Raw genomic sequence first — 13,544 nt, 5'->3', positions numbered from 1 at the left:
AGATGAACATCATGACGAACAAAAAACTTCTTCTTATTCAACGCAGCGGCACCGGTCGCCTGCTGGCGGGCGCGCTGGCAGTCGCCTGCGCTTTCCCGAACGCCGGCGCCCAGGTGCTGCCATCGGCCCCGGCTGACGCTGGTTTGCGCGCCCAGATGGCGGCGCCGCAACTCTGGAGCGGGCGTCTTGACGCCAGCGCCAAGGTGGCGCGCATCCTGGTCGAAACCGACCGCGACGGCGTGCCGGCCGACGGCCAGTCGCCTGTGCGCGTGAGCGTACAGGTGCTGGGCGAAGATGGCCAGCCGCTGGCGGACGACGCGCTGCTGACCCTGGAAGCGTCGGCCGGCCGCATCTTGCTCGACGGTGCCGCCACCGATGCCCTGGGTCCGCAAAACGGCGACGCCAACAAGGTCACGCCCGGCATGCAGCTGCGCGTGAAGAACGGCAAGGCGCAGTTCCGCTTGCTGGCCCCGGCCGCCGCGCAGGAAGTCTTGCTGCGCGTGGACGGTGGCAAGATCAGCACCCAGGGCGTGATCAGCTTTGTCCCGGAACTGCGCCAGATGCTGGCGGTGGGCCTGATCGAAGGCGTGATTGCCAAGCGCAACCTGAACGCTGGCGACCTGGCGCCGGCACGCTTTAACGATGGTTTCGAGCAAGACATCACGCGCTGGAGCCGCCAGTTCAACAGCGGCAAGGCGAATGCCAGCGCCCGTTCCGCGTTCTTTGTCAAAGGCACCATCCTCGGCAGCAAGCTGTTGACGGCCGCCTACGATTCGGACCAGCAGACCCGCGAAAAGCTGCAGCGCGACATCAACCCGAACGAGTTCTACCCGGTCTACGGCGACAGCGCCACGACCGCGTTCGACGCCCGCTCGGCCGGCCGCCTGTACGTGCGCGTGGACGACAAGAAGAGCTACGTGCTGTACGGCGACTTTTCGACCAGCGAAGGCAGCATGTCGTCTGTGCCGGGTCCGAACGTCGGCCTGGAAGCGCGCAAGCTCGGCCAGTACCAGCGCACCGCCACCGGCCTGCGCGGCAACTGGGATGGTACACGCGGCAAGCTGGGCGGCTTTGCCTTCCACGACAATGCCAAGCAGGTGATCGAAGAATACCGCGCCAACGGCAGCTCCGGTCCTTTCGCCGTGCGCAACAATGGCGCGCTGACCAATTCCGAGCGCGTCGAACTGATCGTGCGCGACAAGAACCAGACCGACCTGGTCAAGCAAGTCACGCCCATGCGCCGCCTGGAAGACTACAGCTTCGAGCCATTTTCGGGCCGCATCCTGTTCAAGCAGGCCGTGCCGTCGGTCACGCCCGAAGGCGATCCGCAATCGATCCGCGTGACCTACGAGGTGGAGCAGGGCGGCGACGATTTCTGGGTGATGGGCATCGACGGCGAATACCGCCTGAACGACAGCATCAGCGTCGGCATGGCGTCCGTCGACGACAAGAATCCGCAGTCGCCATACCGCTTGCACAGCGTGAACGCGACCGTGAAACTGGCGCCAGGCACCAGTTTCGTGGCCGAATTCGCCCAGAGCGAATCGACCACCTACAGCGCCAACGGCCAGGTGTTTACCACGCCGAGCGGGCAGGCGGGCGAGTTGTCGCGTTCGGCGACGGGCCAGGCCGCGCGTGTGGCCCTGTCGCACAAGGGCGAGACGGTCGAGGCGCGAGCCTGGTGGCAGCGCGCCGACGACGAATTCAACAACACCGCGGCCGGCATCAGCCCCGGTCACAGCGACGCCGGCGTCAATATCAGCGCCAGGTTCACGTCCACCACCACGGCCTACGCGAGCGCGCTGCAAAGCCGCGACCAGCAAGTGGTTGCCCAGCGCGACGCCGTGCGCGTCGGCATGCTGTGGAAAGCCGATCCGCGCCTGACGCTCGACTTCTCCCTGCAACACATGAAGGAAGAAGGCGAACTGCGCAACCAGCTTGGCATGGCCAGCAACACGGGCGTGGTCTCGAACGCCAACGGACTCAATCCGAGCGGCGGCTTCTTCGGCTTCGGCAACACCAACAGCGCGATCAGCCCGGTCAACGGCGGCGCCATCACCACTTTCGCCCCGGTGGGCGCGACCACCGCGCCGGGTACGCGCGGTACCCTGGACGCCAACACGGTCGCCATCGGCGCCCAGTACAAGGCCACCGACTTGCTCAGCCTGACGGCCGTGGTCGAACATGGCGTGTCGGACAGCAAGCAGAAACGTTACGAACTCGGTGCGCAGTATCAATTGTCCGAGCGCAGCCGTGCGTATGCCCGCTATGAAAACCAGACCGGCCTGGCCTCGCGCTATGCCTTGAATCCCGCCGAGAAGAGCAACGCGTTTGTCGCCGGGGTTGAATCGACCTACCTGCCGGGCGCCAGCATCTTCTCTGAATACCGCCTGCGCGATGCGCTCGACACCGACCTGGCCGACGGGCGCGACCTGCAACTGGCCAGCGGCGCGCGCAATACCTGGAACGTCTCGGAAGGCCTGGCGCTCTCCACCAACGCCGAATACCTGCACGTGTTCGACGGCCGCCAGCAAAAGGGCGTGGCCCTGGCCACGGCGCTCGACTACACCGCCAATCCGCTGTGGAAAGCCTCGGCCAAGCTCGAATGGCGCCGCCTGTTCGACAGCCCGGGCGAGATCGGCAACCAGGCCCAGGACCAATGGTTGAATACCTTGTCCTTCGTGCGCAAGCTCGACCGCGACTGGACCGTACTGGCCCGCAACTACGCCCTGCTGTCGCGCAACAATGACGACATCAGCGGCAAGCCCCTGGCCAACAGCCTGCAAGAACGCGCGCAGCTCGGCTTTGCCTGGCGTCCGGTCGACCATAACCAGTTCAACGGCCTGGCGCGCTACGAGTACAAGAACGTGCGCGATGGTGCGCGCGCCGATGGCGACAATTACGCCGCGCACATCGTCTCGACGCACCTGGACTACCATCCGAGCCGTCCGTGGTGGAGCACCGGCCGCCTGGCCGCCAAGACCAGCCGCGAGCGCAACCTGCCGCAGGGCCAGCAGGCCTACAGCGCGTGGATGGCGTCGGGCCGCGTGGTGTACGACATTACCGAAAACTGGGACGTCGGCGTGCTCGCCGCCTACCTGCACAGCCCGCAGAGCAAGGGCAGCAGCCAATATGCGCGCGGGGTCGAAGTGGGCTACCTGGTCAAGCAGAACCTGTGGTTGTCGGCCGGCTTTAACGTCAGCGGCTTCCGCGAGCGCGACTTAAGCAGCGCGGACTACACCTCCAAGGGATGGTTCGTGCGCCTGCGCTTCAAGTTTGACGAGAATGTATTCAAAGGCAAGGACCCAGAAACGAACCGCACGCTGGCCCGCTAATTTCCTGAAATGAGAATGACGATGAAACCAACCATTATTTCCCGCCCGCGCGCAGTGCTGTTTGCCGCGATGGCCGTGGCCGTGCAAGGCGCCTTTGCGCAAACCTTGAGCGCGCCGGCGCAGCGCATCTCCGACCAGGCGATCGTGGCCGACCAGGCTGGCTACAAGGCCTTGCAGCAGCGCGTGAAAGCGCTCAACGACAAGGGCGTACCGGTGAATCATTACTACCTGTCGAAGGCGCAATGCTGGCTAGACGTGTCGCTGCACGAGTACACGCGCAACGACCGCTCGGCGTTCCCGCAGCAGGCCCTGGAGCAGGGCGCGGCGATTGTCGGCGCGCTGGAAACGGGCGCCACGCCCAATCCGGGCGACCAGACGCCGCTGGTGAACGATGCGGCCAAGTTGCGCGACGACCTGTGGGCGCGCTTCGGCGGCGTCAAGGCTGGCGCGGGCTTTGCCTGCGCGGCGCAGAAGGTCGCTTGCGGCGAAGTCGAGCTGGTGCATGCCGGGAATGAATTCAAGCAGCAGGGCTGGCGCCATGCGAATCCCTACATCCAGATCGCCGAAGACCAGTTGCAGGCGGCGCAAGCGTCGGCGGCGGCCTGCGGCGGCGCCCCGGTGGCGGCTGCGGTAACGCCATTGCCGGGTGTGGCGCCGGTGGTGTCGGTCGAGAAGCTGACCCTGGCGGCCGATGCGCTGTTCAGGTTCGACAAATCGGGCGTGGCCGACCTGCTGCCGGCGGGGCGTGCGCGCATCGACAGCATGATGATCAAGCTCGACGGCGTGTATGCGCAGGTTTCCAGCATCAAGCTGACCGGCTACACCGATCGCCTGGGGACGCAAGCGTACAACCAGCCGCTGTCGGAAAAGCGCGCGGCGACGGTGCGCGCCTACCTGGTGAGCAAAGGTTTCGCCGGCGAGATCGTCAGCGAAGGCAAGGGCGAAGCGGACCAGGTCGAAGCCTGTACCGGCGTTGCGCCACGCGCCGCGCTGATCGGCTGCCTGCAACCGAACCGCCGGGTCGAAGTCGAAGTGACCGGCATCAAGCGGTAACAGCGAAACGGAGTCATGTTTGCGATGGCGCTTGATTGAGCCATCAAAATCAGAAACCACCTACAACCGGGGTCAGAGCTCTAATTAGCAACATTTTTCTTGCTAATTGAAGCTCTGACCCCGGTTGTCCGCTGCCTTCGGTGGATCGCCTTTTTGGATATTCCATGAAAACTCTTAAAGTGCTTTTAGTTATGTCGACGCTCGTGATTGCACCACTGGCGTTCGCGATTGTCGAGGACGATCCCCTTGCGCACTGGGGTCAGGCTTCGCCAGAAGAGCGCGTCGCTGTGATCGAATCCATTGCAAAAAGCATCAACAAAGATGGCAATATCGCGCCCCGGCGATCCGACCTCAGGTTTTTGTTTAACTGCGTGAATGATTACGCGAACAATGTCAGCAAGGACGAGACAATTCGTCAAGCGGTGAAAGGCTGTTGGAATATCGGAAATTTTGACACGAGGTTAACGATCGAGGCGATTCAGAAGGAAAGGGATGATATTGAAGCGGTGAGGAAATCATTCCGGGGCATGAAGCGACCTTCTCCAGACAGTCAATAAAGGGACGCCCGGCATCCTGGCACCGCATTCGGCCCCGCCGGCATGGCGAATGCCATCGGCGCTCGAACACAAGTCGTAATATTTTCCGACAACTGACGCCCCATTTTCAGGCTACAAGGAATCCGATGTCCAACAACATCTCAGTGAAGTTCGACGTTGCCGATTGCACGCTGCGGGAGCAGTCCGAAGATCATCTCGGCTGGAGTAACGCGAACGGCGTCTATATCGTGTTACGTGTACCGAAGAATCCGACGAACTGGTCCTTTGACCCGCACGACATCGACGCCGCCACGCGCTATTTTTCTCAACAGAGCGCCAGCAACGGCGGCGCTTTACTGGAATTGGACGTCGTCAGCGCCGGTGGCCATACCGTGCTGCGAGGGTTGTTCAAGTACCGCTCGCCGCTTCCGGACAGTATGGGAATGATGTTCGTAAGCATTCTGTGGATCCGTCTGGGCAATGCGACGGCACAAATCAATGTTGAGTCCGTCGAGCAAGGCACAACTGGCGTGCGTGAAGCGACTGTGTGCGTGATGACAGGGGAAAGCCCGACTAGTGCGTCGCCAAGCGAGCCCGTGCTGATGGACAGCGTCGACGACATGTTTGCCCATATGCGCGCGCAGCCGCTGCGCGTACTGCCCTCCGACAACAGCGAATATGACCAGATGTTCCCGGAACATCCGCTCTCCAAGGTGCGCCACCGCATGGCGCAGTTGGAGACCACCTTGTCCATTGCGACCAAGGAAGTGGCACGCGCGGCGCCGGCACAAGCGCCGTGGTGGAAATTTTGGTGAGCCAAATGACGAGCGACCTGCTGCGCAGGCCGGTCGCCTGCTCACTCATCTGTTGGAGGTAAGCCGAGCGGTTTTGTCAGGAGCTCTTAAGCGCGCTTGCGGCGGGAGCTCAAGCCCAGGATGCCCAGGCCGGCCAGCAGCATTGCCCAGGTACCCGGTTCGGGTACGGGGGTGACGCTCACTTCGGTCAGCGACTCGAACCGGCTTTGCATGACAATGGTGCTGCCATAACCGGGACTGCCCTCGCCGTTGCCCCTGAAGACGTATTCCAGGCGCGCAGACAGACCCGCCAGGCTGAGATGTTCGGGCAGGCGACCGTCAGGAAGCCATGCAGCGCTCTGGTCGTACAGCGAGATCGAAAAACGGTCGCTGTCGCTCATTGGCGACAGTGTCAACCCGTCGCCCCGATTGTAATAGCCGTCCCATCCACCATTCGACAGGGTCTGCGTCAAACTCATGGAGCTCGACACCGTATGCTGGCTTGGCGATACCGAAAACGTCAGAAAACTCATCGCTGGCGACGGCTTGTAGTAATAGGTATCGGCCGCTGTCGAGCCGGGCAACTGGCTGTCGTTCCACAGGGGGGCGGCGTTGTCGTAGGTGAAGCGCCCCGTGACCCGATCATTTGTCGAAATGACGATGTCCGGCGTCACGTACGCGCTTTCCACATAGTGATCGGCCCCTGCCGCGAACAGCACGTTGACCGTGGCCGTGAATTCGTAGACCTGGATGGCTGCCTGTACGGGCGCGCTGAGTGCCAGTGCCGAGATCAAACATGCTGTTGTGATATGTTTCATGGTATTCCAATAGTCATTTATTGTTGCATTATAGTACATTTCATTTTTGCAATCAATACATGCATTGGCATCGCTGGACCCCTGGTCCCATCTTTCGGCTGCTCTCGCGATACGAACTTGGTATGATGCCGGGGCCATTCTGTATCCGATGGCACTTTCATGACTCTTGGGGACATTGCAATGATGGGACGTTTGTTCATATTGGGAGCGGCCACGCTGGCCGCCGGTAGCGCGCTGGCCGCGCCGCGTGGTTTCACCATCGAAGACCTGGTGAAAATGGAGCGGGTCGGTTCACCGGCGCTCTCGCCCGACGCCTCGCGCGTGGTCTACACGGTGCGCAGCACCAATATGGAAAAGAACCGCGGCAACACCCAGCTGTGGATGATCGACCTGCGCAGCGCCAAGCCGACCCCGGTCAGGCTGACCGAGGGCGAGTCGAACAGCACCGATCCCGAATGGTCGCCCAAGGGCGACGCCATCTATTTCCTGTCGGCCCGCTCGGGTTCGTCGCAGGTGTGGCGCCAGCCGCTCTCGGGCAGCGGCACGGGTGGCGAAGCGGTCAAGGTCACCGACCTGCCGCTCGACGTCGATAACTTCCGCCTCTCGCCGGCCGGCGACCGCCTTGCCATGAGCCTGGCCGTGTTCCGCGATTGCACCGACCTGGCCTGCACCAAGACGCGCCTGGACCAGAAGACCAAAGACAAGTCGAGCGGCAAAGTCTACGACCGCCTGTTCGTGCGTCACTGGGATACCTGGTCGGACGGGCGCAACAATGTGCTCTACAGCGCAGCGATCGACGCCGCCGGCAGGGTCACTGCCGCGCCGGTCAGCCTGTCGGGCAGCATCGACGGCGACGTGCCCTCGAAACCGTTCGGCGACCGCGAAGAATACCGCTTCAGCCCGGACGGCAAGAGCGTCGTGTTCAATGTGCGCGTGGCCGGCAAGACCGAAGCCTGGTCGACCAATTTCGATATCTATCAAACCGCCGCCAGCGGCGGCGCGCCGCGCAACCTGACCGCCGACAATCCGGCCTGGGACAGCAAACCGGCCTTTTCGCCGGACGGGAAAACGCTGGCCTGGCTGGCCATGCGCCGCCCCGGCTTCGAGGCCGACCGCTTCCGCCTGGTCCTGCTCGATGTCGCCAGCGGCAAGAAGCGCGTCGTGGCCGAGAGCTGGGACCGCTCGATTGCCGACTACAAATGGCGCGACGACGGCAAGGCGCTGCTCGCCACCGCCGACGACCTGGGCCAGCACCGCCTGTTCTCGATCGACGCCGCCAGCGGCAAGGTGGCGCCATTGAGCGAGAAGGGCTATGTCAGCGCGTTTGACGCGCGCGGCAAGACCGTGGTGATGGCGCAGGCCAACCTGCAATCGGGTGCGCAACTGTTCAAGAGCGTTAACGGCGGCGCCCCGGTCCAGCTGACCCAGTTGAACAGCGAACTGCTGGCCGATGTCCGCTTCGGCGAATCGGAACAGTTTTCCTTCACCGGCGCCAAGGGCGAAACCGTCTACGGCCATGTGATGAAACCGTGGGACGCCAAGCCGGGCGTGAAGTATCCGCTGGCCTTCCTGGTGCATGGCGGCCCGCAGGGCAGCTTCGGCAATTCGTGGAGCTACCGCTGGAATCCGCAGACCTACGCCGGCGCCGGTTACGCGACCGTGTTCATCGACTTCCACGGCTCGACCGGCTACGGCCAGGGCTTCACCGATTCGATCAGCGGCGACTGGGGCGGGGCGCCGCTGGAAGACTTGAAAAAGGGCCTGGACGCGGCTGTCAAAAAATATGCGTGGCTCGACCGCGAACGCAGCTGCGCGCTGGGCGCCTCGTACGGCGGCTACATGATGAACTGGATCGCCGGTAACTGGCCGGACGGCTTTCGCTGCCTGGTCAACCACGACGGCGTGTTCGACGCGCGCGGCATGGCCTACGCCACCGAGGAACTCTGGTTCACCGAGTGGGAAAACAAGGGTACCTACGTGGACAACGCGGCGCTGTACGAACAGTTCAACCCGGTCCATTTCGTCAAGAACTGGAAGACGCCGATGCTGGTGGTGCAGGGCGACTTGGACTTCCGCATTCCGACCTCGCAGGCGCTCGGCACCTTCACCGCGCTGCAGCGCCAGGGCGTGGAAAGCAAGCTGCTGGTGTTCCCGGACGAGAATCACTGGGTCCTGAAACCGGCCAACTCGGTGCTGTGGCATCACACGGTCAAGGATTGGCTCGACCGTCACCTGGCGCGCTGAGATGGGCGAGCGGCACGGTTGGATGCTTGCGGCGCTGCTGGGCGGGGCGCTCGCGCCATGCGCCGCCGCGCCGGCCGTGCGGGCGCCGGCCGGCATGCCGGCGGCCTTCATCGGCGCGTTCTACCGCGACTATTTTGCCGATCCGGCAGCGGCCAGGAAGCGCCATGTGGACAGCGGGGCGTTTTATTCGAGCGGCCTGCGCGCGCGGATGGCCGCCAACCGCGCCGCCTGCGCCAGGACCGAACGCCAGGACAGCAAATGCGGCTGGGATGTCGACGGCGACGAATTCCTGGACACGCAGGAGAGCGATCCGGCGCTGACCCTGGCCTCGTCCGGCTTCGCGGCCAAGCCGGCCGGCGTCAACGCGGTGGACGTGCGCTTTCGGGTGTTTCCTGGCGATCCGCACTACGAGCGCGCGCTGCGCTATGTGCTGGTGCGCGAAAACGGCCAGTGGCGCGTCGACGATGTGATCGATGAAGAGAAGGGCGCGTATTCGCCCCGCAACGGCTTGCGCCGCCGTATTGCGGACGAAAACAGGCAGGCCAACGCCAGCGCGCTCGACCTGGCCGAGACGGTGCGCTGGGTACACGGCTTTATCCAAAGCGAGGCGGTGGAATCGTTTGCGCGCTTTACCGCGTTTCCGCTGGCCGTGTGCGAGACCAGGGGCGCTTGCCTGTCGTACCAGCGCAACGATGCGCGCCTGCCAGCCCTGGTGCGGCTTCTCGGCCTCAGTTACTACGATAAGGGCACCGTACCACCCGGCGTACCCGCGCGCGCGCAGCGGGCAGGCAAGGCGCCGCGAGAGGGCAGCGTGATGCGCAGCGGCCCGTTCGACTACACCTTCCAGGGCGGCTTGTGGTGGCTGACGCGGGTCGATATGCGGCGCCCGCCGGTCCGTCAACGATAGACCGGCGGGCTTTCCCGTTACGGGTTGATCAGCGGCGCCACGCTGTTGGCGAACACCCAGCCCTGTTCTTCATCGGTATGGATCTGCCAGTTGAAACCGCCGCGGATATCCGGATGGTTGGCCTTGACCTGCTTCCATGCGCTCAACGCCTGCTCGCGGCTCATGTAATTGGCCGCGTTACTGATCCCGAAGCCCACCACCACCCGGTTCGCCCCCAGCAAATTGACCCACTGCCTGACGTTGTCGGCCACATACGCCGGATCGTTCAGGCCCGGCCCGTCGTAGTACTGCGGCGCGGCGTAATCCATCGCCCCGGCGGCCACCATGGCGCGGCAAAACTCCTTGTCGATGTCGTTCCACGGCGCCGGCGGTGCGGAGATGATGAAGCCTGGGTAGCGTTTTTTCAGTTCCAGGCTGATCCAGGTCATTTCAGCGGTATCGGGCTTCTGGTCCGCCTCGAAGGTGTTCCAGTCCATGCCGTCGATCCCGCCCAACTGGGTGTGGATGGCGGCGATGCTGTTGACAAACGCCTGCGATTTGGCGCGGGTCGGAAAATTCATGCCATTGCCGGCGCCGCCCACCGACAGGATGATCTTGCGGCCTTGCGTGGTGCGCGCATACGCAATGTCGGCTTTCAGGTTCGTCGCCGCGCCGCGCCCGTTGCCCGGCGCGCTGAAGGTGACCGCGCCGGTGCTGCCGGGCGAGCCGCCCACGGGAGTCGCGTGGAACAGGTAGATCAGGTTGTAGCGCGGATGGATGTCGCGGATGCGGATCGGGGAGGGCGTCCAGTTCGGATAGTAGCCGCCCACGATCTTTTTCGCCGCCGGCGTGGCGCAGGCGGTCTGCGCCCAGTACCAGGTGCTGATGGTCGGGGTGGTGCCGTCGCTGCCGTTGCCGGCGACCTGCACCACCTTGTAGTAAAGGCCGTTCGGCGCATACAGCACCACCGTCCCGAGCGGGTAATTGACGCCGGCTTGCCAGGTGACGGCGGCGCAAGGCGCCAGCGCTGCCGATGATCCGGCATCCGTGCCGACGCCCTCGACTGCGCCCTTGGTGGCGCTTGGCGCCGCGGACGCCGCCAGCGGCGCCGCCGCGACGGCAGGCGGCGCGTCACCGGACGCTCCACCCCCGCATCCGCCCAGGATGGCGCCGCCGATGGCGGCCATGCCCAGGTATTTCAGTAGTTTCTTCATATCGACTCCGCTTGGAAAAATGAGAACGGACCGCCAGCGGCGGTCCGGGCGGCTTTACCAGCCGATGGTCACCGTGGCCGTGGTCGGCGCGGTGGAGTGTACCGACGAGCTGTAATTCCACACGTCGTCGTAGGCGAAGCCGTAGGCCAGCTTGTTGATGCTGTGGTCATGCCAGAATTTGGCGTACCAGTTGGCCGGCTGGCCGGCCGGGTAGAACCAGGCCGCGTCGCTCCAGCGCGCCGGGTCTTCCACCACATGGCGGTTCAGGGCCGCGCACAGCTGCGCCTGGATCTGCAACTGCTTGTGGTAGGCGGGCGTGCCGCCGACGGTGCCGCTCGGGTCGTTCAGCGCGCCATTGCCGAGCAGCGTCATGGCGGTGGTCGGTTTGCGCACCTTGTAGGTGCCGGCGCCGTCGCTGAACTGGAACACGCCGCCCACCACCTGGCCGGAAAAAGTGCCTTGCGCGTTGGTGAAGACCAGCTTCTGGCTGGTGTACTTGTTCCAGATCGCGTTGATGTAGCCGTCCAGGTAGGTGGCGTTGGCGCCGTTGTTCTGGAAGCTGGCGTGGGCCGGGGCGATGATGCGGTAGGGCGCGTACGGGGCCTGGGCCAGGCCCTTGAACTGGGCCGGCACGCTGGCGACGAATTGCGCGATCAGCGAGGCCCGCGTTTCGGTCTCGCCCACGGTCTGGTCGTAGCCGCCCAGGCCCTGCAGGCGCAGGGTCAGGGGGAAGCCGAAGTGGTCGACCCGGGTCGTGTTGCCGAAGAAGCCGTCCTTGGCCCCGATCGACATTTCGATGAAGTCGAAGTAGACGTCGATGTTCGGATCGGACGGATTTTCGATATTCGCGCCGGCGTAGCCGAGGTTGCCGTTGATGTCGGCATTGACTTGCAGGTACATCGGACTGCCCACGCTCAGGAACAGGCGCGCCGAATTGAGCGGCGCGATGGTGATCGACTTGAGCTGGGCCAGGTTGTGGAAGTAGTTGGTGTACGGCTTGCCGTTCTTGTTGAGCGCACCGTTGTCGCCCAGCGCCATGGGAATGAAGCGCCCGCCGGCATCGACGTGAACGTATTTGCCGGTGCTCCAGTCCTTGCCGATGATGGCCCAGTAGACCTGGCTGTCGGGATATTGCCCGCGCGTGCCGTTGACCATCTTGAAGGTGGTCAGCTGGTTCCAGTTGCCGGGGTCAAGCGGGGGCGGGGTGGAGGTGGACGGCATCGGCACGCCCGGCAGGTAGCAGCGCTTGGGCACGCCGGCGATCGGGTCGCCGAACACGGCGCTGTTGCAGTCGGCGCCGCCGCTCAGGGTCTTGGTGAAGAAGTTGCCGTTGGCCCCGTACAGCAGCACCTGCGTGCCGCTGAAATTGCAGCGCCCGTTTTCAAGGGCGCAGCGGGTCCAGCTGGTCGGCGCGCGGTCGCAATGCTTGGCGCTGCCGGGCAGCGGGTCGCCGAACACGCCGGTGGTGCAGGCCGCGCCGCCGGTCACGGTCTGGGTGAGGTAGGTGCTGCCGGCGCCGAAACGCACGGTCTGCGTGTCGCCGAAGCCGCACTGGCCGTTCTCGTTGGCGCAGAAGGCAAAGCTGCTGGTGATTTCGCAATGCTTGGCCACGCCCGGCGCCGGATCGCTGCCGAAGGTGGCGCTGTTGCAACTGGCCGCCCAGTCGAACTGCTTGCTGGTGAAACTGGAACCGGCCCCGTAGCGCACGCTCTGGTTGCCGGTGAAGATGCACTCGCCGTTCTCGTCGGCGCAGAAGGTCCATTCCGTACTTGAGGGGGGCGCGCTGGCGGCGGCCCTGGCCGTAGCCGGCATGGCGTCCGGGGTGCCGATGTTGCTCGAGCGGACAGTGGTGCTGGCGGACATGCTCGGCGCCGGTGCGGAATCGCCGCCGGAGGACGAGCCGCCGCAGCCGCTCAGCAAACTAATGCCGAGCACGCCGAGGGAGAGGTAATGCAGCAGTTTTTTCATGGGACGGTCACCTTGTCGAACGTGGCCGTTGTCTGCGCTCGCTGGTGCAGCGATGGCGGCCTTTGTGGTTGGATGCGCAGGGGGCGGCGCTGCCGGGCACGCGGAAACTGGCGATCGCGTGCGGTGGTAGCGCTTCCAACAGACGCTGTTGTTCGGCCCCCGGATCGGCATTGAGGGCACGACTCTCGTCCGGCGCATCGATTTGGTGAAGACGCCGCTCAAGTGGTCGCAGTATCACCGCCTATTAAAGCGAGGTCAACAGAGGCGAAACGTAATGTAAATTGGGTAAAAGAAAGGAGGAATGGCGAGCCGGTATCGCTTGTTGGCGCTGGCGCGCGTGGCCCGCGACGCACTGCAAAATTGCCCTGGCGACAGATCCTGACAAGACCACTTGGCGAGGCGGTTTTTTCGTCCACGGCGATGGCGAGTCCCGCCGGATGGGCTCGCTTCCATACCACTTGAGTCGGGATCGGCAAGGCGGACGGCCGTCATTGGCCTGGCATTGGCGACGAATTCGCGTGCCTTGATGGCGCTGTGGAGCCGGATCGATGCTGCCGGCACCTATCTAACCTGAATTTTGCACAAAAAAGGGCAAGAATGCCGTAAGTGATTGATAGAATGGGAGTTATCTAAAAACCTACCCTATCAGCACGAACACACCTTGCCCGACATGAATTCTACCCCAGAGCAGCTCCG

General features: G+C 64.0%; 9 protein-coding genes. 6 read left to right on the top strand and 3 right to left on the bottom strand.

The features are described from left to right. Positions 1-11 precede the first annotated feature (11 nt). The 4 genes from F1735_RS19740 to F1735_RS19725 all read left to right on the top strand — a co-directional run bounded on the left by F1735_RS19740 (position 12) and on the right by F1735_RS19725 (position 5,739). Positions 12-3,335, top strand: a complete 3,324-nt coding sequence (locus tag F1735_RS19740) for a hypothetical protein (RefSeq protein WP_167238529.1) — start codon at positions 12-14, stop codon at positions 3,333-3,335. A 21-nt stretch (positions 3,336-3,356) separates the two neighbouring features. After that, positions 3,357-4,388 carry an OmpA family protein gene (locus F1735_RS19735; RefSeq protein ID WP_167238528.1) on the top strand — a complete coding sequence of 344 codons (1,032 nt, stop codon included), beginning with the start codon at positions 3,357-3,359 and terminating at the stop codon, positions 4,386-4,388. A 164-nt stretch (positions 4,389-4,552) separates the two neighbouring features. Beyond that, positions 4,553-4,945, top strand: coding sequence for a hypothetical protein (locus F1735_RS19730; protein ID WP_167238527.1), 393 nt, complete (start codon positions 4,553-4,555; stop codon positions 4,943-4,945). A gap of 125 nt (positions 4,946-5,070) precedes the next feature. Beyond that, entirely contained in the window at positions 5,071-5,739 is a 669-nt protein-coding gene (locus F1735_RS19725; RefSeq protein ID WP_167238526.1) for a hypothetical protein, read from the top strand. A gap of 86 nt (positions 5,740-5,825) precedes the next feature. Here F1735_RS19725 and F1735_RS36615 read toward each other — a convergent pair whose 3' ends face one another. After that, positions 5,826-6,536, bottom strand: a complete 711-nt coding sequence (locus F1735_RS36615) for a PEPxxWA-CTERM sorting domain-containing protein (protein WP_229505866.1) — start codon at positions 6,534-6,536, stop codon at positions 5,826-5,828. Positions 6,537-6,719: 183 nt separating this feature from the next. Here F1735_RS36615 and F1735_RS19715 point away from each other — a divergent pair, with 183 nt between their 5' ends. Together F1735_RS19715 and F1735_RS19710 are read left to right on the top strand one after the other, a co-directional pair. Beyond that, a complete protein-coding gene (locus F1735_RS19715) occupies positions 6,720-8,780 on the top strand; it encodes a S9 family peptidase (protein ID WP_222853031.1) in 2,061 nt (686 codons plus the stop codon). A 22-nt stretch (positions 8,781-8,802) separates the two neighbouring features. After that, positions 8,803-9,687, top strand: a complete 885-nt coding sequence (locus F1735_RS19710; RefSeq protein ID WP_222853030.1) for a YbjP/YqhG family protein — start codon at positions 8,803-8,805, stop codon at positions 9,685-9,687. 17 nt (positions 9,688-9,704) lie between these two features. Here F1735_RS19710 and F1735_RS19705 read toward each other — a convergent pair whose 3' ends face one another. Beyond that, positions 9,705-10,880, bottom strand: coding sequence for a glycosyl hydrolase family 18 protein (locus F1735_RS19705; RefSeq protein WP_229505865.1), 1,176 nt, complete (start codon positions 10,878-10,880; stop codon positions 9,705-9,707). Positions 10,881-10,934: 54 nt separating this feature from the next. Beyond that, positions 10,935-12,848, bottom strand: coding sequence for a glycoside hydrolase family 64 protein (locus F1735_RS36610; RefSeq protein WP_229505864.1), 1,914 nt, complete (start codon positions 12,846-12,848; stop codon positions 10,935-10,937). Between the last annotated feature and the right edge of the window lie 696 nt (positions 12,849-13,544).

This window comes from Massilia genomosp. 1, assembly GCF_011682185.1.
GTDB lineage: Bacteria > Pseudomonadota > Gammaproteobacteria > Burkholderiales > Burkholderiaceae_D > Telluria_A > Telluria_A rubra.
The sequence above is the reverse complement of the archived record's forward strand: the minus strand, read 5'-3'. Positions and strand labels throughout refer to the sequence as shown.